Source organism: Paracoccus sp. J55 (genome assembly GCF_000513975.1).
GTDB lineage: Bacteria > Pseudomonadota > Alphaproteobacteria > Rhodobacterales > Rhodobacteraceae > Paracoccus.
This window is the reverse complement of the sequence record NZ_AZVA01000016.1, coordinates 63,616-89,661: the sequence shown is the minus strand read 5'-3', so window position 1 is coordinate 89,661 and position 26,046 is coordinate 63,616. Positions and strand designations below refer to the sequence as shown.

22 protein-coding genes are annotated in these 26,046 nt (G+C 69.1%); 12 read left to right on the top strand and 10 right to left on the bottom strand.

The features are described from left to right. Window positions 1–4: 4 nt before the first annotated feature. From pta to tauA, 8 genes are all read right to left on the bottom strand, one after another. On the bottom strand, window positions 5–964 hold the full coding sequence (gene pta, locus PARJ55_RS0114575) for a phosphate acetyltransferase (RefSeq protein WP_028712790.1): 960 nt from the start codon (window positions 962–964) through the stop codon (window positions 5–7). 4 nt (window positions 965–968) lie between these two features. After that, entirely contained in the window at window positions 969–1,985 is a 1,017-nt protein-coding gene (locus PARJ55_RS0114570) for a YeiH family protein (RefSeq protein ID WP_028712789.1), read from the bottom strand. Window positions 1,986–2,241: 256 nt separating this feature from the next. After that, entirely contained in the window at window positions 2,242–4,023 is a 1,782-nt protein-coding gene (gene xsc / locus PARJ55_RS0114565; protein WP_028712788.1) for a sulfoacetaldehyde acetyltransferase, read from the bottom strand. A 12-nt stretch (window positions 4,024–4,035) separates the two neighbouring features. After that, a complete protein-coding gene (locus PARJ55_RS0114560) occupies window positions 4,036–5,427 on the bottom strand; it encodes an FAD-binding oxidoreductase (RefSeq protein ID WP_028713703.1) in 1,392 nt (463 codons plus the stop codon). 8 nt (window positions 5,428–5,435) lie between these two features. Next, window positions 5,436–5,852 carry a nuclear transport factor 2 family protein gene (locus PARJ55_RS0114555; protein ID WP_028713702.1) on the bottom strand — a complete coding sequence of 139 codons (417 nt, stop codon included), beginning with the start codon at window positions 5,850–5,852 and terminating at the stop codon, window positions 5,436–5,438. 89 nt (window positions 5,853–5,941) lie between these two features. Then, on the bottom strand, window positions 5,942–6,769 hold the full coding sequence (locus tag PARJ55_RS0114550; protein WP_028713701.1) for an ABC transporter permease subunit: 828 nt from the start codon (window positions 6,767–6,769) through the stop codon (window positions 5,942–5,944). Next, window positions 6,762–7,571, bottom strand: a complete 810-nt coding sequence (locus PARJ55_RS0114545) for a taurine ABC transporter ATP-binding protein (protein WP_024845520.1) — start codon at window positions 7,569–7,571, stop codon at window positions 6,762–6,764. Before PARJ55_RS0114545 ends, PARJ55_RS0114550 begins: the two co-directional genes overlap by 8 nt. Window positions 7,572–7,634: 63 nt before the next feature. Beyond that, window positions 7,635–8,651 (bottom strand): taurine ABC transporter substrate-binding protein, encoded by a 1,017-nt coding sequence (tauA, locus tag PARJ55_RS0114540; RefSeq protein WP_028713700.1) that lies wholly within the window; start codon window positions 8,649–8,651, stop codon window positions 7,635–7,637. A gap of 168 nt (window positions 8,652–8,819) precedes the next feature. Between tauA and PARJ55_RS0114535 the strand changes: the two genes are divergently transcribed. The 5 genes from PARJ55_RS0114535 to PARJ55_RS0114515 all read left to right on the top strand — a co-directional run bounded on the left by PARJ55_RS0114535 (window position 8,820) and on the right by PARJ55_RS0114515 (window position 14,293). Beyond that, window positions 8,820–10,295: a PLP-dependent aminotransferase family protein gene (locus PARJ55_RS0114535; protein ID WP_028713699.1), complete on the top strand. Its 1,476-nt coding sequence runs from the start codon at window positions 8,820–8,822 to the stop codon at window positions 10,293–10,295. 602 nt (window positions 10,296–10,897) lie between these two features. Beyond that, window positions 10,898–11,407, top strand: a complete 510-nt coding sequence (gene fabA / locus PARJ55_RS0114530; RefSeq protein WP_028713698.1) for a bifunctional 3-hydroxydecanoyl-ACP dehydratase/trans-2-decenoyl-ACP isomerase — start codon at window positions 10,898–10,900, stop codon at window positions 11,405–11,407. A 21-nt stretch (window positions 11,408–11,428) separates the two neighbouring features. Beyond that, complete coding sequence (fabB, locus tag PARJ55_RS0114525) at window positions 11,429–12,658, top strand: beta-ketoacyl-ACP synthase I (RefSeq protein ID WP_028713697.1); 1,230 nt, start codon at window positions 11,429–11,431, stop codon at window positions 12,656–12,658. Between the two features lie 19 nt (window positions 12,659–12,677). Beyond that, window positions 12,678–13,466 carry an enoyl-ACP reductase gene (locus tag PARJ55_RS0114520; protein ID WP_028713696.1) on the top strand — a complete coding sequence of 263 codons (789 nt, stop codon included), beginning with the start codon at window positions 12,678–12,680 and terminating at the stop codon, window positions 13,464–13,466. Next, window positions 13,466–14,293 (top strand): alpha/beta fold hydrolase, encoded by an 828-nt coding sequence (locus tag PARJ55_RS0114515; protein ID WP_028713695.1) that lies wholly within the window; start codon window positions 13,466–13,468, stop codon window positions 14,291–14,293. Before PARJ55_RS0114520 ends, PARJ55_RS0114515 begins: the two co-directional genes overlap by 1 nt. 183 nt (window positions 14,294–14,476) lie before the next feature. On the opposite strand, the gene putA is transcribed toward PARJ55_RS0114515, so the two are convergent. After that, on the bottom strand, window positions 14,477–17,896 hold the full coding sequence (gene putA / locus PARJ55_RS0114510) for a bifunctional proline dehydrogenase/L-glutamate gamma-semialdehyde dehydrogenase PutA (RefSeq protein ID WP_028713694.1): 3,420 nt from the start codon (window positions 17,894–17,896) through the stop codon (window positions 14,477–14,479). A gap of 109 nt (window positions 17,897–18,005) precedes the next feature. On the opposite strand from putA, the gene PARJ55_RS0114505 reads away from it, so the two are divergent. Then, window positions 18,006–18,470 (top strand): Lrp/AsnC family transcriptional regulator, encoded by a 465-nt coding sequence (locus tag PARJ55_RS0114505; RefSeq protein ID WP_028713693.1) that lies wholly within the window; start codon window positions 18,006–18,008, stop codon window positions 18,468–18,470. Here PARJ55_RS0114505 and PARJ55_RS0114500 read toward each other — a convergent pair. Next, window positions 18,467–19,501, bottom strand: a complete 1,035-nt coding sequence (locus PARJ55_RS0114500; RefSeq protein ID WP_028713692.1) for an Ldh family oxidoreductase — start codon at window positions 19,499–19,501, stop codon at window positions 18,467–18,469. The two genes, PARJ55_RS0114505 and PARJ55_RS0114500, sit on opposite strands and share 4 nt — an antisense overlap. 208 nt (window positions 19,502–19,709) lie before the next feature. Between PARJ55_RS0114500 and PARJ55_RS0114495 the strand changes: the two genes are divergently transcribed. From PARJ55_RS0114495 to PARJ55_RS0114470, 6 genes are all read left to right on the top strand, one after another. Next, the gene (locus tag PARJ55_RS0114495; RefSeq protein ID WP_028713691.1) at window positions 19,710–20,606 is read left to right on the top strand and encodes a LysR family transcriptional regulator; all 897 of its coding nucleotides are present in this window, start codon (window positions 19,710–19,712) and stop codon (window positions 20,604–20,606) included. A gap of 161 nt (window positions 20,607–20,767) precedes the next feature. Continuing rightward, the gene (aspA, locus tag PARJ55_RS0114490) at window positions 20,768–22,174 is read left to right on the top strand and encodes an aspartate ammonia-lyase (RefSeq protein ID WP_036698625.1); all 1,407 of its coding nucleotides are present in this window, start codon (window positions 20,768–20,770) and stop codon (window positions 22,172–22,174) included. Window positions 22,175–22,510: 336 nt separating this feature from the next. After that, on the top strand, window positions 22,511–24,085 hold the full coding sequence (locus PARJ55_RS0114485) for a phage tail sheath C-terminal domain-containing protein (RefSeq protein ID WP_028713689.1): 1,575 nt from the start codon (window positions 22,511–22,513) through the stop codon (window positions 24,083–24,085). Between the two features lie 12 nt (window positions 24,086–24,097). After that, entirely contained in the window at window positions 24,098–24,625 is a 528-nt protein-coding gene (locus PARJ55_RS0114480) for a phage tail protein (RefSeq protein WP_028713688.1), read from the top strand. A 21-nt stretch (window positions 24,626–24,646) separates the two neighbouring features. After that, the gene (locus PARJ55_RS23020; RefSeq protein WP_051416286.1) at window positions 24,647–25,309 is read left to right on the top strand and encodes a hypothetical protein; all 663 of its coding nucleotides are present in this window, start codon (window positions 24,647–24,649) and stop codon (window positions 25,307–25,309) included. Then, the gene (locus PARJ55_RS0114470) at window positions 25,306–26,046 is read left to right on the top strand and encodes a hypothetical protein (protein WP_028713687.1); all 741 of its coding nucleotides are present in this window, start codon (window positions 25,306–25,308) and stop codon (window positions 26,044–26,046) included. The genes PARJ55_RS23020 and PARJ55_RS0114470 overlap by 4 nt, the downstream gene beginning before the upstream one ends.

The following is a 26,046-nucleotide window of genomic DNA, read 5'->3' as shown; positions in this document are numbered from 1 at the left end:
CGGCTCATATTTGAGTTTGCATGGCGGTTATTGCTGTTGCATTGACGATATCGTTGACGGAGCATCCTCTGGAGAGGTCGTTTGCGGGTTTGGCGAGGCCCTGGAGGATGGGTCCGATGGCGATGAGGCCGCCCAGGCGCTGGGCGATCTTGTAGCCGATATTGCCCGAGGCGAGGTCGGGAAAGACGAAGACGTTCGGCCGGCCGGTCAGGCGGCTTGCCGGGGCCTTCCTCGCCCGGATCGCCTCGTCCAGCGCCGCGTCGAACTGCAGCTCGCCGTCGACCTCCAGATCCGGGGCGGCGGCGCGGATCAGCGCCAAGGCCTCGCGCAGCCGCCCCAGGCTGGGATGATCGGCCGAGCCGGCGGTCGAAAAGGACAAGAGCGCCACCCGCGGCGCCTCGGCCAGGAGCCGCCGGCAGCTCTCGGCCGCCGACAGCGCGATGGCGGCGAGCTCGGCCGCGTCGGGCTGGATCACCAGCCCGCAATCGGCAAAGATCATGCCGCCCCGGACCGGCGCCCCGGGCCCGCAGGACAGCATCAGAAAGAAGCTCGACACGATCCCGGCCCCGGGGGCCCGGCCGATGATCTGCAGGGCCGCGCGCACCGTGTCGGCGGTGGTGGCGACCGCGCCGCCCACCGTGCCGTCGGCCTGGCCCAGCCGCACCCGCATCGCCGCCTGGCGGATCGGGTCGCGCATCTCGGAAAGCGCGCGTTCCGCGGTCATGCCCTTGGCGGCGCGCAGCCGGTGCCAGTGGTCGGCCAGCTCGGCCAGGTCGGGCGCGCCCGCCGGGTCGATGCGGCCCACGCCGGGGATCTCGGGCCCGCCCAGCAGGGTGACGCGGGCCAGCCCCTCGGCCACCAGCCGGCGGGCGGCCTCGGCGACGCGCGGGTCCCCGCCCTCGGGCAGGATGATGTGGCGGTCCAGGGCCTTCGCGGCCTCGTGGATGCGCTCGAGCGGTTTCATGGCACTACCCCCAGAAATGCAGGCCGGCGACGACGAAGACGCCCAGGAACACGGTCTCGGCCACGATCAGCGCGATGGCGCCGCCCCCGACCTCGAGCATCCTGCCGAGCGAGGTCTTGATGCCGACCGCGGCGATCGAGATCAGCAGCGCCCAGCGGGACAGCTGCCCGGCAAGCGCCGAGACCGGCTGCGGGATCAGCCCGGCGCTGTTCAGCGCCGCCAGCGCCAGGAAGCCCAGCACGAAGCCCGGCAAGAGCGGCGGCGCCTTGCCGCCCCTGGCATCGGCCAGCCCGCGCGCCCGGATCGCCAGCGAGAAGCACAGCACCACCGGCGCCAGCATCGAGACGCGGATCAGCTTGACCAGCGTCGCGGTCTCGCCGGCCTCGGGGCCGATGGAAAAGCCGGCGCCGACCACCTGGGCCACGTCGTGGATGGTGCCGCCCAAAAAGACGCCGCTGTCGCGCGCCGTGAAGCCGAAGGCGTTCGACAGCATCGGGTAGAGCACCATGGCCAGGGTCGAGAGCACGGTGACCGAGAGCACGGTGAAGACCAGGTCGCGCTCGGATTTCTCGTGCCGGGGCAGGACCGCGGCGATGGCCATGGCCGCCGAGGCGCCGCAGATCGCCACCGCGCCGCCGGTCAGCAGCGCGAAGCGCCAGCCGCGGCCGACGAGGCGGGTGGCGAGGAGCGCGAAGAGGATGGTCAGCACCACCCCCGCGACCACCAGCGCGATGGCGCGCGGCCCCAGCCCGCTCAGCATCTCGACCGAGATCCGCGCGCCCAGAAGCGCCACCCCGAGCCGCAGCACGGTGCGGGCGGTGAAGGCGATGCCGGGCGCGGTGCGGGTGCCCTCCTCGGCCAGGAAGTTCAGCGCCAGGCCCAGAAGCAGCGCCAGCAGCATGGCCGGGGCGCCGTAATGGTCCGACAGGAACTGCGCCGTGGCCGCGACCAGCGCCGAGACCGCGAAGCCCGGGAAGGCCTCGCCGAGCAGGCTGCGCGAAGGGATCAGGGTGGTCATCATCGTCGTCACCGGGATGCGGGGATGGGGCCGGGGCGGGGGCCGCGCCGGGTCGTCGTCGGAAGGGCGTCATGCGCCCCGGGAGAGGGCCTCATGGGCGGATGTGTCCGGCGGTCCTGCGGTCCTTCCCGGCCGCCGAGGGGGGCGCTGCCCCCTCGCGCTTGCCCGGCCCCTCGACGGGGCCCGGCAAGCGCCCCCCGGAGTATTTGGGAAACGGTGAAAGCCGGGGGGCGCCGGCGCCCTGCGCCGCCTTTCCGCGTCAGGCCGCGCCCTTTTGCGGGCGCATGTCGGCCGGGTCGATGCCGGCCACCACCACCGGCTTCTTCATCGCGTCGCGGCGGAAGGGCTCGCCCAGCTCCTGGTTCAAGAGCACCTCGATGAAGGTGGTCTCGCCGTCCCGCATCTGCCGCTCGACCGCCTCGTGCAGGGCCGCGGTCAGCTCCTCCTGCGACTTGACCTGCACGCCGGCGAGCCCGCAGGCCCGGGCGATGCCGGCATAGGAGGTGTCGCGGTCGAGCTCGGTGCCGACGAAGTTGTTGTCGTACCACAGCGTCGTGTTGCGCTTTTCCGCGCCCCATTGGTAGTTGCGGAAGATCACCATGGTGATCGCCGGCCAGTCCGCGCGCCCGCAGGCGGTCATCTCGTTCATCGAGATGCCGAAGGCGCCGTCGCCGGCAAAGCCGATCACCGGCACCTCGGGATTGCCGATCTTGGCGCCCAGGATCGCCGGGAAGCCGTAGCCGCAGGGACCGAAGAGGCCCGGCGCCAGGTATTTGCGCCCGGCCTCGAAGCTTGGATAGGCATTGCCGATGGCGCAGTTGTTGCCGATGTCCGAGCTGACGATCGCCTCCTTCGGCACCGCCTGCATGATCGCCCGCCAGGCCTGGCGCGGGCTCATCAGCCCGGCGTCGCGGACCCGCGCCTCGGCGTTCCATTCGGTGCCCGGATCATCCTCCTCGTGGTCGAGGCTCGAAAGCTCCTGCGCCCAGCGGGACTTGGTCTGCGCGATGAGATCCTTGCGTTCCTGCCGCCCGGCATCGCCCGCCGCGGGGGCAAGCTGCGCCAGGATGCCGCGCGCCACCTTGGCCGCATCGCCCTGGATGCCCACCGTGACCTTCTTGGTCAGCCCGATGCGGTCGGCATTGATGTCGACCTGGATGATCCTGGCCTGCTTCGGCCAGTAGTCGATGCCGTAGCCCGGCAGGGTCGAGAACGGGTTCAATCGCGTCCCCAGCGCCAGCACCACATCGGCCTTCTGGATGATCTCCATCCCGGCCTTCGAGCCGTTGTAGCCCAGCGGCCCCATGGCCAGCGGGTGGCTGCCCGGGAAGCTGTCATTGTGCTGGTAATTGCTGCAGACCGGCGCATCCAGCCGCTCGGCCAGCTTCACCAGGTCCGGGATCGCCCCCGACAGCACCACCCCGGCGCCCGACAGGATGACCGGGAATTTTGCCTCGCTGAGCAGCCTTGCCGCCTCGGCCACCGCCTGCTCGCCGCCCGCGGGCCGCTCGAAGGCCACCACCTGCGGCAGTTCCACGTCGATCACCTGGGTCCAGAAGTCGCGCGGGATGTTGATCTGCGCCGGGGCCGAGTTGCGCCAGGCTTGCATGATCACCCGGTTCAGCACCTCGGGGATGCGGCTCGCGTCGCGCACCTCCTCCTGGTAGCAGACGCAATCGGCAAAGAGCCGCATCTGCTCCATCTCCTGGAAGCCGCCCTGGCCGATGGTCCGGTTCGCCGCCTGAGGCGTCACCAGCAGAAGCGGCGTGTGGTTCCAGTAGGCGGTCTTCACCGGCGTCACGAAGCCCGTCACCCCCGGCCCGTTCTGCGCGATCGCCATCGACATCTTGCCGGTCGAGCGCGTGAACCCGTCCGCCATCAGACCCGCATTCGTCTCATGCGCGCAGTCCCAGAACCTGATCCCAGCCTTCGGAAACAGATCCGACACAGGCATCATCGCAGAGCCGATGATCCCGAAAGCATGCTCGATCCCGTGAAGCTGCAATACCTTAACAAAAGATTCCTCAGTCGTCATTCGCATGGCGATGGCTCCTTATCTGCGCTCGTCGCGATAGTGGTAAAACTTGTAGAGGCCCCATTGGCCCAGCCGCCGGAACGGCGTCTTCCAGCCTTCGTGGGGCAGTTCGGAGTTGAAGATCGGCAGCGCCGGCAAGGCCTCGCCCGCGACCAGCTGCGCCATGCGCCGCCCGGCCATGGCGGAATACATCACGCCGTTGCCGCCATAGCCCAAGGCGTAGAAGGCGCCCGGCAGGTCCGGCAGGCCGGTGATGCGCGGCATCATGTCATGGCTGACATCCACCCAGCCCCACCAGCTGTAATCGAGCTCGATGCCGCGCAGCGCCGGGAACTTGCGCGCCATGCCCTCTTTCAGCGCGTTCAGATGCGCCGGGTTCGCGGCGTCGCGGCCGGTGATGGCGGCGCGCGAGCCGATCTGCAGCCGGTTATCTGGTAGCAGGCGGTAGTAATGGCGCAACGTCCGGGTGTCGGTCAGCGGCGAGAGCTTGCGGATACCGACCGCTTCCAGCTCGGCGGGCGTCAGCACGCGGGTGACGATGCTGTTCGACATGATCGGCATCAGCCGGTCCCGGAGCCGCGGGTGCAGGCCGCGCGGCGCATAGGCCGCCGTCGCCACCGCCACCCGCTTCGCCCGCACCGTGCCGCCGGGCGTGCGCACGTGATGCAGGCCATTTCGGTAGTCCCAGCCCTGCACCGGGCTGTCGACATGCACTTTCGCGCCCAGTTCGCGGGCAAGGCGCAGATAGCCGAAGGCCAGCTTCGCGGCATGGATGCCGACGCCGTCCGCCTCCCACATGGCGCCATGCGCCTCCTGGTCGCGCACCACGGTCCGGTGCAGTTCGTCGCGCGAGATCATGCGGGCGTCGTAGCCGAAGGTGTCGCGCAGCAGCGCCGTCTCCTTCTCCAGCGCCGGCATCACCCCGGCCTTGTGGGCGATGTAGTAATGCCCGCCATCCTGCGGCTCGCAGTCGATCGCATGGTCGCGGATCAGGCCGCGGAACAGCTCGAAGCCCTCGCAGACCTCGGCATGCAGGCGCTTCGCCACCTCGAGGCCCCAGCGTTCGATCCACTGGCTGCGCTTGAGCCGGCCAGAGCTGACCTGGGCCTGGCCGCCGTTGCGGGTCGAGCAGCCATAGGCGACGCCGTTCGCTTCCAGCACCGTGGCCTTGATGCCGTGCATCTTGGCCAGGTGGATGGCGCAGGACAGGCCCGTATAGCCCGAGCCGATCACCACCACGTCGGCATCCATGTCGCGCGTCACCGGGCCGTCGTCCGGCGGCGGGGTGCCGGCGGTGCCGATCCAGTAGGTCGGCGCGTAATCGCTGCGCGGACCCAGGCCGCGCGCCGTGATGGGATCATAGAACGGGTCGAAGGGGAGCGAGCCCGGACGTTTCTCGATCGCCTGCATGGCCGTCCTCATTTCCCGGCAAGGGCGGAAGCGGAGGCGGGAATGGCCGGGCGCTGCTTGCGGATCGCCTGCTTCTCGACGATCCGGCCGTCGCGGATGCGGAACAGGTCGACGCCCTGCACCTCGGTCCGGCTGCCGTCCGGGTTGGTGGCGCGGAAGGTCCATTGCGAGACGCCGCGCGTGCCGTCCTCGGACAGGAAATGCGTGTGGTCGGCCCATTCGACGTCCGGCATCGTGGTCCAGACTGCTTCGAAGGCCCTGGCGATGGCCGCCTTGCCTTCGACCTTGTTGCCGTATTCGTGCTCGCCGGCGACGGTGTAGAACACGCAGTCCTCGGCGAAATGGGTCATCACGCCGTCGATGTCATGGCGGTTGAAGGCGTCGAAGGTGGCCTTCAGGTCGTCGGCGGTCAGCTTGCGGGTCATCGGTGGATACTCCTCTCCCGGTCGGTGGCGCGCGGGCGCGCCTCCGGGACGTTTCGGGTGAATGGTGGCGGGTCAGGTCCGGGGCGGGATCAGACCTTGCCCTTCCAGGGGATCAGCGCCCGCTCGATGCGGCGGATCAGCAGGTCGAAGGCAAAGGCGAGGATGCCGATCACGATGATGCCCATGATCACGGCGTCGCTGGCGAGATACTCGGCCGAGTTCAGCACCATGAAGCCCAGGCCGCGATGGGCGGCAACCATCTCGGCCGCGACCAGCGTCGTCCAGCCCACGCCGATGCCGATGCGCATGCCGGTGAAGATCTCGGGCAGCGCGGCCTTGAGGATGACGTGGAAGATCACCTGCAGCTTGCTGGCGCCCATGGCGTAGGCGGCATGGATCTGCTCGATCGAGACCGAGCGCACGCCGGCCCGCGCCGCGATGGCCATGGGGGCGAAGATCGCCAGGAAGATCAGGAAGACCTTGGGAAACTCGCCGATGCCCAGCCAGATGATGATCAGCGGCAGATAGGCCAGCGGCGGCAGCGGCCGGTAGAATTCGATGATCGGGTCCAGAAGGCCGCGGATCACCCGGTTCACCCCCATCAGGATGCCGACCGGCACCGCGATGGCCAGCGCCAGGAAGAAGGCGCCCAGCACCCGGCCGAGGCTGGCCAGCGTGTGCTGGGCCAGGGTCGAGTTCGACACGCCCTCGGTCGCGGCCAGCACGAACTTGCCCCAGACCGCGGCCGGCGCGGGCAGGAACAGCGGCCGGACCCAGCCCATGCCGGTGACCAGGAACCACAGCGCGATCAGGGCAAGCGCGGTGACCAGGCTGATGATGGCGCTGGAGCCGTCGCCGGGGGCGCCATAGGATACGCCGGGCCGGGCCGGGCGCGCTCTCGTCAGCCGCTCAAGCATGGATCTTTTCCCGCTCGCCGGCGCGTTCGTCACCATAGATGATGCCAAGGATCTGCTCCCTCATTTCGATGAAGTCGGGACTGGACTTGATGGCGCGGGCATTGCCCTCGGCCAAAAAGCGGCGGTTGAAGTCCAGCTCGTAGGTATGGGTGATGCGGCCCGGCCGCGGCGACATGACGATCAGCCGCGAGCCGAGGAACAGCGCCTCTTCGACGCTGTGGGTGATGAAGAAATACATCTTGTCGGTCTGCTGCCAGATCTGCAGCAAGAGTTCCTGCACCGTCTCGCGGGTCAGCGCGTCCAGCGCCGCCATCGGCTCGTCCATCAGCAGCATGGCCGGGTCGCAGGTCAGGGCGCGGGCGATGCCGACGCGCTGCTGCATGCCGCCCGAGAGGTGATAGATCATGTGCTTGTGGAAGTCCTGCAGGCCGACCAGCGCCAGGTTCTTGACCGCGCGCTCGCGCCGGGTCCTGGCATCGACGCCCTGCAGCTTCAGGCCGAATTCGACATTGTCGATGACGTTCAGCCAGGGCAGCAGTGCGTGTTTCTGGAACACCACGCCGCGGTCGGCGCCGGGACCTGTGACAGGGCGGCCGCCCAGGGTGATCTGCCCGGCCGAGGGCGCCATGAACCCGGCCATCAGGTTCAGAAGCGTGGTCTTGCCGCAGCCCGAGGCACCCAGCGCCACGACGAAATCGCCGCTCTTGACCTCGAGGTTCACGCCTTTCAGCGCGGTGACCGGGGCGCCCTTGTGGTGGCCGGGGTAGATCAGGCTGACGTCGGAAACTTTCAGTGTCTGCATATCAGCGGTCTTTCCGAGAAAGGGGTTGAAGGCGAGGGATGCGGCCCCGAGGGGGGCGGTCGCCTATTGCGCCGCGGCCTGGGCGAAGCTCGCGTTCACGAAGGGGGCGTAATCCTCCAGCGCGGCGTCGATCTGCTTCTGCTCGACCAGGAACCGGGCGCTTTCGCTGAGCGCGCGGACCGCCCCGCCGGTCAGCCAGGTCTCGGATGCCTGCTCGGCCGCGTCGGGAAAGGACAGCATGTTCAGCGCCTGGACCGTGCCGGCGGCATCGCCGCCGATCATCTTGACGATGCCGGCGACCTGCGGGGAATCCTCGGTCCAGGCCGCCTTGTCGGCATTGTAATCGGCATAGGCCCCGGCCAGCGCCTTGGTGAAGGCCGCCATGAATTCCGGGTTCTCGGCCGCGAATTTCCTGTCCGCCACCAGCCCGTCGAAGGTCGGCACGCTGGCCGCGCCGATCTGCTCGCTATCGGCGATCACCGCGCCTTCCTTCATCAGCTCGGTCAGCACCGGCGGCCAGACATAGGCGGCATCGATGTCGCCGCGCTGCCAGGCGGCCAGGATCTGCGGCGGCTTCATGTTCAGGATGTTGACGCCGCGCGGGTCGATCTTCCAGACCTGATCCATGCCGACGAGCAGATGGAAATGCGCGGTCGAGACGAAGGGCACGGCGACCTTCTTGCCGGTCAGGTCCTCGGGCTTCTCGATGCCCGAGCCGTTGCGGGCGACCAGCGCCTCGGACTTGCCGATATTGTCGAGGATCCAGAACAGCTCGAACTCGACCCCCCGCGTGGCCGCGGCGGCGATGCCGGTCGAGCCGATCACCCCCACCGGGACGTTGCCCGAGGCGAGCGCGGTCGAGATGTCGCCGCCCGAGGAGAACTGCCGCCAGTCGATCTTGTAGCCCGCCTCCTTGGCGGCCGCGTCCAGCCGGCCATCGGCGATGGCGGCGATGAAGGGCCCGACGATCTGCTGGTAGCCGACCACCACCGTGGTCTCGGCATGGGCGGGGGCCAGGCCGAAGCCGGCGCCAAAGGTCATCGCGGCCAGGAAGGCTCCGGCCCGGGTCATGTCGGTCATTTCTGTGACTCCCTGTCTTTCGGTTGTTGGTCTTGCGACGCGGCCAAGCCCCTGGGCTCGGCCTCCTCTGTATTGGCCTTGCAGCTCTGCACGGCTGCTTCTTGCGACAAAATGTTGCAGGTGACGCGGCGTAACGATATGTCCAGTTGAAACCAAAGCTAGGTCCAGATGAGCGACCGGATTCCCGTCGAGATGTTCTTTCTGCGCGATGGCGAGGCAGGCACGCTGCAGGCGCGGCTGGCGGCGGCCATCGTGCGGGCCATCCTGGAGACCCGCGCACGGCCGGGCACCCGGCTGCCCTCGTCGCGGGGGCTGGCCGAAACGCTCGGCATCTCGCGCATGACGGTGACGCTGGTCTATCAGGAACTGATCAGCCAGGGCTATCTGGAAACCCGGCCGCGTTCCGGCATCATGGTGGCCGCCACCGTGCCGCATCGGCGGCTGAAGATGCAAGAGCCGCTGCCGCGCGAGACCGCGCTCGACTGGGACAGCTGGCTGCCCAAGCAGCCGCCGCGCCAGCGGGTGATCCGCAAGCCGGCGAACTGGCGCGATTTCCGCTATCCCTTCATCTATGGCCAAAGCGATCCGGCGCTGTTCGACCACAAAGCCTGGCGCGACTGCGCCCGCCGCGCCTGGGGGACGCGGGATTTCGGCGAGCTGGCCTCGGATCTCTACGGCGCCGACGATCCGATGCTGATCGACTACATCTGCTCGCATTCCCTGCCCCGGCGCGGCATCCAGGCCGATCCGGACGAGGTGCTGGTGACGCTGGGCGCGCAGAACGCGCTGTTCATCACCGTCGAGCTTCTGGCGCGCGGCGACCGGCTGGCGGTGACCGAGGACCCCGGCTATCCCGATTTCGCCGAGACGCTGCGCCGCGCCCACAGCCCGACCACCTTCCTCGACGTGGACGAGGGCGGGCTGAACCCGGAGCTGCTGCCGCAGGGCACGCGGCTGGTGATCGTCACGCCCAGCCACAACATTCCGACCGGTGCCACCATGCCCCTGGCCCGGCGCCGCGACCTTTTGGCCCGCGCCGCCGCGCATGACTTCCTGATCGTCGAGGACGATTACGATTTCGAGATGTCCTATCTGGCGCCGCCGGCCCCGGCGCTGAAATCGCTCGATCGCGCCGGGCGGGTGATCTATATCGGCAGCTTCTCGAAATCGCTGTTTCCGGGGCTGCGCATCGGCTACATGGTCGCCCCTGCCCCGCTGATCGCCCGGGCGCGCGCGCTGCGCGCCATCATGCTGCGCCACCCGCCGAACCACCTGCAGAGGATCACCGCCTATTTCCTGGCGCTGGGCCATTACGACGCGCATATCGTGCGGCTGCGCGGGGCGCTGAAACGCCGGCGCGCGCTGATGGAGGAGGCGCTGGCCGCCACGCCGCTGCGCATCGCCGGGGCGGCGCGCTCGGGCGGGTCGAGCCTGTGGATCGAGGGGCCGGAAGGCATCGACAGCAGCCTTCTCGCCACGCGGCTGCAAGCCGACAGCGTGCTGATCGAACCGGGCGAGGTGTTTTTCGAGACGCCGCCCGCGCCCTGCCGCTTCTTCCGGCTGGGCTATTCCTCGATCCGCGAGGGCGAGATCGCGCCGGGAATCGCCCTGATCGCCCGCCGCGCCATGGAACTGGCGGCCTAACGGGCGGGATGACGGGCCGGTGGAGCGGCCCCAGGGCGGCAGCGCCCGCCGGAAGCGGCGGAGGGCAACCGCGCGGGGCGGTGCGCATCCGGCGAAGGCGCCGGCGCCGCGCGGCTTTCCGAGGGGTGCCAGATGCCGCGCCGTGTCCCGGAAAAGGGGGCTTTGCCCCCGCGCGTTCCGCGCTCCCCCAGGATATTTGGACAAGAAAGAAGGCCGAAGGGACCGGCGGCGGCTTCGGATCGATATTCCTGGCGGCTTGAAGCCCGGGGAAGGCGTCGTTGGATGCGTCCAGGGACAGGTGCCTTGCTACGGGCGGTCTACGCCAAGGCCGAGGCCGGGCCGTGCATCGGCGCCTTGGCGCGCGTGGAGGGCGCGACGGCGACGGGTCCGTCGCGCCGGTTTTGCAGCGGAGGCGGCCGGATCGTGCCGCGGCATTTCCCGCTATGGCATCGGCGGGCAAGCCTGTGCAAAGACCGGGAAACCCTGTGCCCTTGCGCCTTGCCGGGGCGGAATGATAGACCGAAAGGCAAGTGTCGCGCGGGGCTCGCCCGGCGGTGGCCAGCACAGATAACGCAACGTCGGACTAAGGGGAAAACACGCGCATGACGATGACACGGACCAGCTTTGACAAGGAAGATCTGCTGGCCTGCGCCCGTGGCGAACTGTTCGGCCCCGGAAATGCCCAACTCCCCGAACCGCCGATGCTGATGATGGATCGCATCACCGACATCTCGGCCGATGCCGGGCCGCATGGCAAGGGCCATGTCACCGCCGAATTCGACATCCATCCCGACCTGTGGTTCTTTGCCTGCCATTTTCCCGGCAACCCGATCATGCCGGGCTGCCTGGGCCTCGACGGGCTCTGGCAGCTCACCGGCTTCAACCTGGGCTGGCGCGGCTGGCAGGGGCGCGGCTATGCGCTGGGGGTGGGCGAGGTCAAGCTGACCGGCATGGTCCGCCCCGACCGCAAGCTCTTGCGCTATCACGTCGATTTCACCAAGGCGGTGCAGACCCGCCGCCTGACCATGGGGGTCGCCGACGGCCGAGTCGAGGCCGATGGCGAAACCATCTACGAGGTCAAGGACATGAAAGTGGCCCTGTCGGCCGCCTGATCCATGAACAAGGAGCACGCCATGCGGCGCGTCGTCATCACCGGGCTGGGCATCGTCTCTCCCATCGGCAACAACGCCACCGAGGTCACCGAGAGCCTGCGCGCGGGCCGCTCGGGCATCGTCTTCGCCCCCGAATATGCCGAGCACGGCTTCCGCAGCCAGGTCCACGGTATGCCGGACATCGTGCTCGAGGACCATGTCGACAAGCGCAACCTGCGCTTCATGGGCGCGGGCGCGGCCTATAACTTCATCGCCATGCAGCAGGCGATCGAGGATGCGGGCCTGGCGTCCGAGGATGTCTCGAACGAGCGCACCGGCCTGGTCATGGGCTCGGGCGGACCTTCGACCGCGAACCTGTTCGAGGCGCATCGCACCGTGATCGAGAAGGGCGCGCCCAAGCGCATGGGGCCCTTCATGGTGACGCGCTGCATGTCCTCGACCAATTCGGCCTGCCTGGCCACGCCCTTCAAGATCAAGGGCGTGAACTATTCGATCACCTCGGCCTGCTCGACCTCGGCGCATTGCATCGGCAACGGCACCGAACTGATCCAGATGGGCAAGCAGGACATCGTCTTCGCCGGCGGCGGCGAAGAGCTGGACTGGACGCTCAGCTGCCTGTTCGATGCCATGGGCGCCATGTCGTCCAAGTATAACGATACGCCGCAAACCGCCTCGCGTCCCTTCGACGCCACCCGCGACGGCTTCGTCATCGCCGGCGGCGCCGGGGTGGTGGTGCTGGAGGAACTGGGCCACGCCTTGGCCCGCGGCGCCCGCATCTATGCCGAGGTCACCGGCTACGGGGCCACCAGCGACGGCTATGACATGGTCGCGCCTTCCGGGGAGGGCGGAGAACGCTCGATGCGGCTGGCGCTGTCCACGCTGCCCGAGGGGCGCCGCGTCAGCTATGTCAATGCGCATGGTACCTCGACCCCGGTGGGCGATGTGGGCGAGATCAAGGCGTTGCGCCGGGTCTTCGGCGAGGGCGCCGTGCCGCCGGTTTCCTCGACCAAATCCCTCACCGGCCATTCTCTGGGCGCGACCGGCGTGCACGAGGCGATCTATTCGCTGCTGATGATGCAGCAGGGCTTCATCGCCGCCTCGGCCAATATCGCCGCGCTGGACCCCGAGATCCGGCCCGAGGAGATCGCGCAAGCCCGCCTGGACGATGTCGATTTCGATAGCATCCTTTCCAACAGTTTCGGTTTTGGCGGCACCAACGCCACGCTGCTCCTGTCGAAATACCGCGAATAAACCAAGAAAAGGTAAAGCCATGGGCGAATTGTTGAAAGGAAAGCGCGGCCTGGTGATGGGGGTCGCGAATGACCGCTCGATCGCATGGGGAATCGCCCGGGCGCTGGCCGGCGAGGGGGCGGAGCTGGCCTTTACCTATCAGGGCGAGGCTTTCGGCAAGCGGGTCGAGCCGCTGGCCGCCGCGCTGGGGTCGGACTTCCTGATGGATGTCGATGTGCTGGACGACGAATCGCTCGACCGCGCCTTTGCCACGCTGGATTCGCGCTGGGGCGGGCTGGACTTCCTGGTTCACGCCGTCGCCTATTCGGACAAGAACGAGCTGACCGGGCGCTTCATCAACACGACCCGGGACAACTTCAAGAACTCCTTGACGATTTCCTGCTATTCGCTGATCGACCTGGCCCGGCGGGCCCAGCCCCTGATGTCGAATGGCGGCTCGATCATCACCCTGACCTATGCCGGATCGAACCGGGTCACGCCGTTCTACAACGTCATGGGGGTGGCCAAGGCCGCACTGGAATCCTCGGTCCGCTACCTGGCCAACGACCTGGGCCCCGAGGGGATTCGCGTCAACGCCATCAGCCCCGGTCCGATGAAGACGCTGGCCGGCGCGGCCATCGGCGGCGCACGCAAGACCTATCGCCATACCGAGGCGAACGCCCCCCTGCGCGCCAATGCCACGCTGGAGGCGATCGGCGGCACGGCGGTCTGGCTCTGCTCGGATTGGGGCGCCTGCACCACCGGCGAGGTCGTGCTGGTCGATGGCGGCTATCACGTGCTGGGCATGCCGCAGTCGGAAAACCTCTGATGACCCTTCGATTCTACCGGGCGGAGGATGGCGCGCGGCTGGCCTATCGCGACGCGGGCGAGGGCCTGCCGGTTCTGGCGCTGCCCGGCCTGACCCGCACGGGGCGGGATTTCGACTATGTGGCGCCGCATCTGGCCGGCCTGCGGCTGATCCGGCCGGATTATCGCGGCCGGGGCGCGTCGGACTGGACCGGCGCGGACAGCTATACCATCCCGCAGGAGGCCAGGGACGTTCTGGCGCTGCTGGACCATCTGGGGATCGACCGGGCGGCGATCCTGGGCACCTCTCGCGGCGGCCTCATCGGCATGGTTCTGGCGGCGACGGCGCCGGACCGGGTGCTGGGCCTGTGCCTCAACGACGTGGGGCCGGTCCTGCAGCGTGGCGGACTTGCGAAGATCTGCGACTATATCGGACGCAATCCCGCCGGCACCAGCCTGGCCGACCTGGCGCAGCGCCTGCCCGCCGCCATGCCCGGCTTTGCCAATGTGCCGCCCTCCCGCTGGCTGGAAGAGGCCGAGCGGCATTATGTCGAAACGCCCGAGGGTCTGCGCATCAATTACGACCCGGCGCTGCGCGATGCGTTTCTCGCGGCCTTCGGCGGGCCCGAGGTCGATCTGTGGCCGCTTTTCGACGCGGCAGCGAAGCTGCCGCTGGCCCTGATCCGCGGGGCCAATTCCGAGCTGCTCTCGCATGACACCGCGGCCGAGATGCAGCGCAGGCGGCCCGACATGATCCTGGCCGACGTGCCGGATCGCGGCCATATCCCCTATCTCGACGAGCCCGAGGCCGTGGCGGCGATCAACGCCTGGCTGGCCCGGATGGGCTGACCGCCGGCAGACGGGATGAGCGACGCCTTGGCGGCCATATTTCCGCGCAATCACCGCGACGGGTGATCGCCGCGGGTCGGCGCGGCGTCGCGCCCGGCTCTTGCGACCTGGCGCATGGTCTCGCCCTGCCCTTCGCCGGGCCGGGCAAGGCGCGGGCATCGCATGGGCTGCACGGGGCGGAGGTCACCCTGCCAGCAATGCGGCGTTGCCGCCTGCTGCGGTGGTGTCGACGCAAAGGTGGCGCTCATGGGCGACATGAGCCAGGTCGGGCATGGCGGTGACCAACTGCACGATCTCGCCCTCGCGCGCGGCCAAAGCCTCGGCATAGGCGCGGCCCTGTGCCTCGTCGCCCCACCAGAGCACGGCGGAAAGCTGCGGCAGCCGGGTCAGCGCCTCGGAGGGCAGGGTGCCGTCGGCGCCGACCGCCTGCCCGCCAAGCGCCTCGACCGCCGCCACCTGCGCCCCCACCGCCTCGACCCCGGGTCCGAGGCACAGCACCGGCGGGCGGCTATGCGCGGTCAGGCGGTTCAGCTCTCCGGTCGGGCCGGGCATCAGGCGCTCCTCGATCTTCTTCGGGGCCGCCCTGGCCAGCGCGCCGCGCAGCCGGGCCTCGTCGGCCTGGCCCTGCCATGCCCCTGCGGAAACCGAAGGCGCGGCGGGCGCGAAGAAGCGCGGCACATAGCGCGGCCCGCCGGCCTTGGGCCCGGTGCCCGACAGCCCCTCGCCGCCGAAGGGCTGGCTGCCGACCACGGCGCCGATCTGGTTGCGGTTCACATAGATATTGCCGACATGGATGGCGTCCGAGACCTCCTGCACGCGCGAGTCGATGCGGGTGTGCAGCCCGAAGGTCAGGCCGAAGCCGCGGGCGTTGATCTCGGCGATCACCTGGTCCAGCTGGTCGCCCCTGAAGGTCGCGACATGCAGGACCGGGCCGAAGATCTCGCGCTCCAGATCGGCGATGCCCGAGACCTTCAGCAGGGTCGGCGGGATGAAGAACCCCCGCGACGGCACCGCCAGCTTGTGCAGCACGCGGTTTGCATTGGCGGCGATGTAATCGGCGATTTCCTTTTGCGCGCCGGGGTCGATCACCGGGCCGACATCGGTGGTCAGATCCCAGGGGTCGCCCAGGCGCAGCTCGTCCATGGCGCCCTTGATCATCTGGATCAGATGCGGCGCCACGTCCTCCTGCACATAAAGGCAGCGCAGCGCAGAACAGCGCTGCCCGGCCGAGCGGAAGGCCGAGTTCACGATGTCGCGCACCGCCTGTTCCGGCAGCGCGGTGGAATCGACCACCATCGCGTTCAGCCCGCCGGTCTCGGCGATCAGCGGCGTGCCGGGCGCCAGGTTCGCGGCCATGGTGCGGGCGATGGTCTGCGCGGTCTCGGTCGAGCCGGTAAAGACCAGCCCCGCGACGCGCAGGTCCGAGGTCATCGCGGTGCCGACCACGCTGCCGCGGCCGGGCAGCAGTTGCAGCGCGGTTTTCGGAACGCCCGCCTGATGCAGCAGGCCGATGGCATAGGCGGCAATGATCGGCGTCGGCTCGGCAGGCTTGGCGATCACCGCATTGCCGGCCATCAGCGCCGCCGCGATCTGGCCGGTGAAGATCGCCAGCGGGAAGTTCCACGGGCTGATCGCGCCGACGATGCCGCGCGGGGCATCGGAGCAATTCTCGCCCTCGGCGGCGTAATAGCGCAGGAAGTCCACCGCCTCGCGCAGTTCGGCCACCGCATCGGCCAGCGCCTTGCCGGCCTCGCGGCCGAGAATGCCGAAGATCGGGCCGTAATGGTCTTCGTAAAGATCGGCGGCGCGGCGCAGCACCGCGGCGCGTTCCGCCGCCGGCGCGTCCCAGATGCGCGCATCGTCGATGGCGCGGGCGGCGGTCTCGGCATCGACCATCATCACCCGGGCGATCTTTTCCCCCGTCGCCGGGTTGACGACATCCTGCATCTTGCCCCTGGGCTCCGAGACGGTCAGCGGCATGGCATCCGGGATCGCCACGTCGCGGGCGGCATAGATACGGGCCAGCGTTTCCTCGTCGGTCAGGTCGAAGCCGGTCGAGTTCCGACGCGAGGCCCCGAACAGCGCCTCGGGCGCCACTAGCGACCGCGGCGGCTGGGCAGTCGCCCGCGCCTCGAACGGGTCGCGGGCGACCTCCTCGGGCGAGACCGCCTCATCCACGATCTGGTGCACGAAGCTGGAATTGGCGCCGTTCTCCAGCAGGCGCCGCACCAGATAGGCCAGCAGGTCGCGATGCGCGCCGACGGGCGCATAGATGCGGCAGCGAGCGTTGTGGTCGCGCAGCACGATGTCGTGCAGCCGCTCGCCCATGCCATGCAGGCGCTGGAACTCGAAGCGGATGTCGCCCGCCATCTCGAGGATCGCCGCGACGGTATGGGCGTTATGGGTGGCGAATTGCGGATAGATGCGGTCGGCATAGCCGATCAGCTTGCGGGCATTGGCGATATAGCTGACATCGGTGGCCACCTTGCTGGTGAACAGCGGAAAGCCAGGGAAGCCCTCGACCTGGGCGCGCTTGATCTCGGTGTCCCAATAGGCGCCCTTGACCAGCCGCACCATGATGCGCCGGTCCAGCCGCGTGGCGGTTTCATAAAGCCAGTCGATCACCTGCCCGGCGCGCTTGCCATAGGCCTGCACCACGACGCCGAACCCGTCCCAGCCGGCCAGCGAGGGATCGGCCAGCACCGCCTCGATCACCTTCAAGGACAGCACCAGCCGGTCCTGTTCCTCGGCGTCGATGTTCATGCCCATGCCGGCGGCCTTGGCCTGCCGCGCCAGCTTCAGCACCACCGGCACCAGCTCGGTCATCACCCGGGATTCCTGCGCCACCTCGTAACGCGGATGCAGCGCGGACAGCTTGATCGAGATGCCGGGATTGTCCTCGACCGAGCCCCTGGTGCAGGCTTTCGCAATCGCCGCGATGGCGTCGGAATAGGCGCGGTCGTAGCGCGCCGCATCCGCCCCGGTCATCGCCGCCTCGCCCAGCATGTCGTAGCTGTAGGTGAAGCCCTGCGCCTCGCGTTTCGCCGCGCGTTCCAGCGCCGCCTCGATGGTCTGGCCCAGCACGAATTGCCGGCCCATCTCCTTCATCGCCCGGCCGACGGCGGTGCGGATCACCGGCTCGCCCAGCCGCCGCACGGCGCGGCGCAGGGTGCCGGCAATCCCGGCCTGGTCGTCGTCCAGCACCTTGCCGGTCAGCATCAGGGCCCAGGTCGAGGCGTTGACCAGCGACGAGGACGCCTCGCCCAGATGCCTGCCCCAGTCCGAAGGCGCGATCTTGTCCTCGATCAGCGCGTCGATGGTCATCCGGTCGGGCACGCGCAGCATCGCCTCGGCCAGGCACATCAGCGCCACGCCCTCGCGCGTGGACAGCCCGTATTCGGCCAGGAAATGCTCCATCATCGTGGGCTTCGCCTCGTCACGGATGCGGCGCACCAGATCGGCGGCCCGGCGCGTGATCGCGGCCCGCTGGCCGGCGCCCAGCTCCGCCTGCGCGACCAGCCGGTTCAGCAGCTCCGCCTCGTCGGCGAATTTCGCCTGGGCGGAAAACACCTCCGAAAGCCCGATGGGGTTGACACGAGTCATGCCGATCTCCTTATTCGTTGCGACAGTATTATCAGATGCCGGCTAGGCGGTGCGCCTGAAGACGGGCCACTTTCTAGGCTGTTGGAACAAATTCGAGGCGATTTTCAGAATGGACCTGAACCTGGACGCGCAGGACCGCAAGATCCTGGCGGAACTGACCGAGAACGCCCGAATCCCGATCGCCGAGCTGGCGCGCCGGGTCGGGCTGTCCAAGACCCCGGTGGCGCAGCGCATCAAGCATCTGGAGGAGATCGGCCTGATCACCGGCTATCGCGCCATCCTGTCGCCCCTGAAACTGGGCCTGACCCATGTGACCTATGTCGAGGTCAGCATGAACGACACCCGCGAACATGCGCTGCAGCAGTTCAACGCCGCCGTCCGGGCCATCCCCGAGGTCGAGGAATGCTACATGATCGCCGGCAGCTGCGACTATCTGATGAAGGTCCGCTCGCGCGACATGGCCGATTTCCGCCGCATCCTGGCCGAGAAGATCTCGGTCCTGCCTCATGTCAGCAACACCTCCAGCCATGTCTCGATGGAGGCGGTGGTCGAGCAGAACTGGACCGCCCTCTAGCCGAGCGCAGCCAGCCCCTCGCGCTGGAAACGCTCGATCAGCGCCAGTTCCTCGGCGTTCAGCGCGATGCCCTCGGCCTCGGATCGCGCGCGGGCGGCAAGGCGGCGCTGGCCGGGCAGGCGCGCGCCCTGCCCCAGGATGGCGTCGAACAGCGCCTCGGCCCGGGCCAGCGGATCGCCCGGCCGGCCGGCGGCGAAGCGCGCGGGCGAAAAGGCCAGGATCAGTTCGCCATGTTTCGGCGCCAGGCTAAGCGTGCCCAGTTCCTCCAGCGCGCCCTGGCTGGTCAGGTCGCCGATCATCACCCCCGCCAGCAGCTCGACCATGGTCGAGAGGGCCGAACCCTTGTGCCCGCCAAAGGGCAGCATGGCGCCGGAAAGCGCCGCCTCGGCATCGGTGGTCGGCGCGCCTTCGGCATCCAGCGCCCAGCCCTCGGGCAAGGGCTCGCCGGCCCCCGCCAGCAGCTCGATCTCGCCCCGGGCGACGCAGGAGGTGGCGAAGTCGAAGACGTAAGGCGCGGCCCCCGGCCGGGGCCAGCCGAAGGCGATAGGATTGGTGCCCAGAAGCGGCTTCGCGCCGCCGGCCGGGGCAACGGCGGCGTAGCTGGGACACATGGCCAGAGCGGCAAGGCCGCGCGCCGCCAGCGCCTCGGCCTCGGGCCAGAGCGCCGAGAAATGCACGCAGTCGTTGATGACCAGCGCCGCGAGCCCCAGCTTTTCGGCCCGGCCCGCCAGCGCCGGCAGGCCCAGCTCGAAGGCGGCAGTGGAAAAGCCGCCATCCGCCGCGACGCGGATCACTGCGCTGCCCTCGTCGATCAGCTCGGGCCGGGCGCCGGGCGAAACCTTGCCGGCCGCCAGCGTGCGCAGGCAACCTTCGATGCGATAGATGCCGTGCGATTTGGCGCCGTCGCGCTCGGCGGCGGTGATGATGCGGGCGATGGCATCGGCCTGCTGGGCGTTGAAGCCCGCGCGCATGAAAAGCGACTCGACCATCCGGCCAAGTTCGGCCACCGACACCATCGTCACTTCACCCATGCGCCCATCCCTTGTCTCGTGCGGGCCAGAAAACCGGATTTTCGGGTCCGGGGCAAGCGTTCAGGGCCGGGCCCTGCCCCAGAGGCCGGCATCGCGGACCAGCATCCGCGCCCCTGCCAGCGTTGCGGTGATCGTCCCACCGCCCGGCCGCAATCGTCTGTGGCGCGTCCGCGACGCCTCGGCTAAAGCGACGGGAAAAGGGGGGCGCATGGACTTCAAGTGGCTCGAGGATTTCCTGGTGCTGGCCGAGACGCACAGCTTCTCGCGTTCGGCCGAGCTGCGCGGCGTCACGCAAAGCGCCTTCAGCCGCCGCATCCGCGCGCTCGAGGAATGGCTGGGCACCGACCTGCTGTCGCGCGACAGCTATCCGGTGACGCTGACCCCGGAAGGCGTGCTGTTCCGCGAGACGGCCGAGGAGGCGGTGCGCATGATCAACGCCCGCCGCGCCGAGTTCCGCGATCATGCCCGAAGCCGCGGCGGCGAGATCTCTTTCGTGGCGCTGCACAGCCTGACCGTGACCTTCCTGCCGGGCTGGCTGATGCGGCTGAAGGCGGCGGCGGGGCAGATGACCAGCCGCGTCAAGCCCGAGAATTTCGACCGCTGCATCGAGGCGCTGACCGAGGGCGGCTATGATTTCTTCCTGACCTACGCCCATCCGCAGGTGAACATCCCGCTGGACCCGTCGGGCTATCCGCATCTGGTGGTCGGCCATGACAGCCTGGTCGCCGTCGCCCGCCCGGGCTGGCCCGAGGAATGGCTGACCGAAGGCATGCCGATGCTGAAATATTCCCGCGGCTCGTTCCTGAACGCCATGGCGCGCATCGCGCTGGCCCAGCCCGGCGCGCCCAAGGTCTATGTCGCCCATACCGACGAAGCCAGCATGGCCGAGGCGATGAAAAGCATGGCGGTGGCCGGTCACGGCATGGTCTGGCTGCCCCGCCTGCTGGTCGAAGCCGAGATCGCCACCGGCCGGCTGGAAATCGTCGCCCCCGAGCTGCCGATGGAGATCCGGCTTTACCGCAATGCCGCCCGCCGGCGCGGCATCACCGGCCGGGTCTGGCAGGCGGCGCGCGAGCTGGGCGAAGGTTATGCAGGATCGGAATAACCCAGCGCGACTTGGCATTGGAAAATTCGCGCAAGCCTGCCTAAATCTTTGACACATGGGGCACAACCGGGCCTCGTCATCGCAACAGTTCCGACAGCATGCGCGCCGCGCGCCAGGTCCGCCGTCCCGGCGGGGCCTGCGCGCCTGCGCCCGAGGTGACCATGAAAAAGACCCGCATCGAACATGACCTGCTTGGCGACCGCGAGGTGCCCGCCGACGCCTATTGGGGCGTCCACACCCTGCGCGCCGTCGAGAATTTCCCGATCTCGGGCCGCCCGATCGGCGAAATTCCCGAACTGATCCGCGCGCTGGCCGCGATCAAGCAGGCGGCCGCGCTGGCCAATGCCGATCTGCGCCTGCTTTCGCCCGAGCGCCGCGACGCCATCGTCGCCGCCTGCGAGGAAATCCGCGCGGGCCGGCTGCACGACCAGTTCGTCGTCGACCAGATCCAGGGCGGCGCCGGCACCTCGACCAACATGAATGCCAACGAGGTGATCGCCAACCGGGCGCTGGAGCTCATGGGCCATGCCAAGGGCGAATACCAATACCTGCACCCGAACGAGCATGTGAACATGAGCCAGTCGACCAACGACGTCTATCCGACGGCGCTGCGCCTGGCCTCGTGGAAGGGGCTGCAGAAGCTGATCGGCGCGCTGGCCTCGCTGCGCGGCGCCTTCGCCGAGAAGGCGGTCGAGTTCGCCGACATCCTGAAGATGGGCCGCACCCAGCTGCAGGAAGCGGTGCCGATGACCCTGGGCCAGGAATTCAACACCTATGCCATCATGATCGGCGAGGACGAGGCGCGGCTGGCCGAGGTCTCGCAACTGGTCTGCGAGATCAACCTGGGCGCCACCGCCATCGGCACCGGCATCACCGCGCATCCCGAATATGCCGAACGGGTGCGGGCGCGGCTGGCCGAGATCACCGTGATCCCGGTGGTCACCGCTGCCGACCTGGTCGAGGCGACGCAGGATTGCGGCTGCTTCGTGCAGGTCTCGGGCGTGCTGAAGCGGGTGGCGGTCAAGCTCAGCAAGACCTGCAACGACCTGCGGCTGCTGTCCTCGGGCCCGCGCGCCGGCTTCAACGAGATCAACTTGCCGGCGAAACAGGCCGGCTCCTCGATCATGCCGGGCAAGGTCAACCCGGTGATCCCCGAGGTGATGAACCAGGTCTGCTTCGAGGTGATCGGCAACGACATGACCATCACCATGGCGGCCGAGGGCGGCCAGCTGCAGCTGAACGCCTTCGAGCCGGTGATCGCCTACAGCCTGTTCCGCTCGGTCGATCACCTGGTCGCCGGCTGCGCCACGCTGCAGGAGAATTGCGTCAAGGGCATCACCGCCAACCGCGACGTGCTGAAGGAATCCGTGCGCCGGTCCATCGGCATCGTCACGGCGCTGAACCCCTATATCGGCTATGCCGCCGCCACCGAGGTCGCGACCGAGGCGCATCTGACCGGCCGCGGCGTCTACGAGTTGGTGCTGGAAAAGGGCCTGCTGCCCAAGGAGCGGCTGGATGCCATCCTGCGCCCGGAAAGCCTGACCCGCCCGCAGCTTTTCGTCGCCTGAGATACAACCGTCGGCCGACTCGGCCCTGGCCCCGACCTGACCCCTTTCAGGCCGGGGCCTTGGCATTTTCTTGTTGCAACGCACGGATTTCCGGAAAACCGCGCCGTCAATTCCGTTGCGTCAAGCCCCGAGTTTTGCTAGCGTTCACGCAATAGGTATTTCCTTCTTGAGAATCCAGCACGGGGCTGCCCTCCCCGTTGCCAAGTCGATCGGCGCAAGGTCGTATCCTCCCCGGATGTGCATGTGCAGGCGGGATGGTCCGGCCGAACAGGTCTGACATCGTTCGCAACGCATCCCGCCGCCATCCGCGCCGGGTCATTCAGCGAGGGCTCCCCCATGCTCGACACTCCCGGCGTCTATGTCCAGGAAATCCCCAGCGGTAGCGCGCCGATCGCCGGCGTGGCGACCTCGAATACCGCCTTCATCGGCGTTCTCGGGCAAGGCCCGGTCGGCCGTGCCACCCGCGTCACCTCATGGGGCGAATTCGAGCGGGTCTTCGGCGGCCTGCATCCGCTATGCGAGACCAGCTATGCGGTGCGCAACTATTTCCTGAACGGCGGCAACATCGCCTTCATCGTGCGCGCATCGAACGGCGCCACCCCCGCCTCGGTGCTGCTGCCGCCGAACAATGCCGGGCTGACGCTGGCGGCCTCGTCCCCCGGCGCCTGGGGCAACAGCCTGCGTATCGGCGTGGCGCGGGCCGGCGGGGCGGGCGTCACCAGCTTCGACCTGCTGGTGCGGCTTTACCGCGGCAATGACGTGATCCGCGAGGAATCCTATAGCGGCCTGTCGGTGAACAGCGCCCATCCGCGCTATGTGACGCGGGTGCTGGCCGCGGAAAGCCAGCTGGTCAGCGTCTCTGCCCATGCCAATGGCAACCTGCCCAATGCCACGCAATCGGGCGGCAGCGACGTGACCACGCTGGACGGGTTGCGCCAGCTTGGCGCGGCGGCGCTGGCGGCCATGACCACGCAGGGCGCCGACGGCACCCTGCCCGGCGATACCGACGCCTGGCAGAACCTGGCGGTGAACGCGCTGGGGGCCGGCATCGACGCGCTGGACGCCATCGTGCCGGACGTGTTCAACCTGATGTGCCTGCCCGACCTGTCGGTGCTGGGCCATGCCCGCCGCGCGGTGGCGGCGCAGGTCTACCAGCGTGCCTATGCCTATTGCGAGCGGCATTTCGCCTTCCTGATCGTCGATCCGCTGGAGGGCACCACCCGCGCCAACATCCTGGAATGGACCGGCGCGCTGGGGGGCACGATCCGGCGCAACGCGGCGCTGTATTTCCCCAAGCTGACGGCGCCCGACCCGCTGAACCCGACGCAGAACCGCAATTTCGCCCCCTCGGGTCCGGCGGCGGGCATCATCGCCCGCACCGATGCGACGCGCGGGGTCTGGAAAGCGCCGGCCGGCACCGCGGCGGGCGTCGCCGGCGGCCGGCCGGTCGATGTGATGACCGACCCGCAGCAGGGACCGCTGAACGTGCAGGGCATCAACGTGATCCGTACCTTCCCGGTCTACAACACCGTGGTCTGGGGCGCGCGCACGCTGGACGGGGCGGATGCGCTGGCCTCGGAATGGAAATACGTCCCGGTGCGCCGGCTGGCGCTCTATATCGAGAACAGCCTGCTGCGCGGGTTGCAATGGGTGGTGTTCGAGCCGAATGACGAGCCGCTCTGGGCCTCGGTGCGGCTGAACGTCACCGGCTTCATGTCGCAGCTGCACCGGCAGGGCGCCTTCCAGGGTGCCTCGGCCCGCGACGCCTTCCTGGTGAAATGCGACGGCGAGACCACCACCCAGGCCGACATCAACCTGGGCATCCTGAACATCTATGTCGGCTTCGCCCCGGTCCGCCCGGCCGAATTCGTCATGCTGCGCATCCAGCAGCGCCTGCAAACCACGAACTAAGGGGGTCCGACCATGGCACAGTTCAGCATCAACGCCACCCGCTTCGACCCCTACAAGAACTTCAAGTTCCGGGTGAAATGGGACGGCCGCTATGTCGCCGGCATCTCGAAGGTCTCGGCCTTGAAACGCACCACCGAGGTGGTCGAGCATCGCGAGGGCGGCGATCCGTCCGTCTCGCGCCGCAGCCCCGGCCGCACCAGCTTCGAGGCGATCACGCTGGAGCGCGGCGTCACCCATGACGTCGAGTTCGAGCAATGGGCGAACAAGGTCTGGAACTACGGCTCGGGCCTGGGCGCCGAGGTTTCCCTGCGCGATTTCCGCAAGGACCTGGTGATCGACCTTTACAACGAGGCCGGGCAGCTGGCGCTCTCCTATCGCGTGTTCCGGGCCTGGGTGTCGGAATACCAGGCGCTGCCGGAACTCGACGCCAATGCCAATGCCGTCGCCATCCAGTCGATCAAGCTGGAGAACGAGGGCTGGGAACGCGACTACGACGTGGCCGAACCCAGCGAGATTTCCTTCCTGGAGCCGGCGGTCTGACGCCATGATCGGGGAAGCATCATGCTGGACGGCGACGCGCTCCTTGACCTCTACCAGCGCGGCCGGGCGGGCGATGCGCTAGGCCGCGCCGCGCTGCTCGGCCGCGCCGCCGCCGGGGCAGGCGCCGAGACGCTGCCCTTGGGCGAGCTCGACCGCCGCATCTGGGCGCTGCGCACGCGGCTTCTCGCGGACATGGCCAGGCCGGCAGCCGACGAGGCGGTCTGCACCTGCCCCGCCTGCGGCGCGCGGCTGGAATTCACCCTGCCCGCCGATTTCGTTCCGCCCCCGGCGGTTGCCCAGACCGTCGCGGTGGAGTGGCGGGGGAAAACCCATATGCTGCGCCTGCCCTGCCTTGCCGATTTCGGCCCGCAGGGTTTGCGGCTTCAGGCGCTGGGGACGGCGCCCTGGCACGATCCCGGCTTTGCGGCGCTGGCGGCCGAGGCATTGCAAGCCGCCGATCCGGCGCTTGGCCTGACGCTGGCCATGGACTGCCCGGAATGCGGCGCGGCGCTGGACGAGGGCTTCGATCCCGCCGCCTGGCTCTGGGCCGAGATCGAGGACATGGCCCGCGGGTTGCTCGACGAGGTGGTGCGGCTGGCCCGCGCCTTCGGCTGGTCCGAGCGCGAGATCCTCGCCATGCCGCCGGCGCGTCGCGCGCTTTATCTCGCCGAGGTGGCGCCATGACCCTGTTCGACACCCTCAGCCGCCGCTTCCTGCAGCCGCCGGCGATCCTGCCCCGCCCGCGCCAGCGTTTCGAGGGGGATGCCCCGGATGCGGGCTTCTCCGAGGAGACGGCGGAACGCCTCGCCGCCCCGCCACGCCCGCCGCTGCCGCGGACCGAGCCGCCGCGCCCGCCGACACCGGCCCCGGCGCCGAGACCGGCAGCGCCGGTTGCCGAGGCTTTGCCGCAACGGCTCGCCCCGGCGCCGCAAGCCCAGCCGCACCCCGCGCCGGCCCATGCGCCCGCCCCGGTCGCCCGGGATGCACCGCAGGCGCCGGGCATCACGATCGAGCCAGTTCCGCGCCCCGGCGATGCGCCGACGCCCCCTGCCGCGGAAGCCCCTGCGCCCCAGCCGACGCAGGGGCCGCCCGAACCCCGCACCAGAGCCGCGCCGGAGGAACCGCGCCGGCCGGCCGAACCGCGCCAGCCCCGCGCGCCGCAGACCGTCGAGCCGCCTGCCCCGCCCCGGATGCGCGTCAGCCCGGCCGCATCCGAGCCCGCCAGCGCGACCGAAGCCGCGCCGCCCGCGCCGGTCCCGCAAGCCCCCCCGAAAGTCGAGATCCATATCGGCCGGATCGAGGTCGCCGCCGCGAAACCGCCGCCCGCCCCGCCCCCGCAAGCCGCAAGGCCCGGCCCCGCCCCGCGCCCCGCGACGCCGGCCCGGCCTGGCCTGACCGACTATCTCGGATGGAAGCGATAG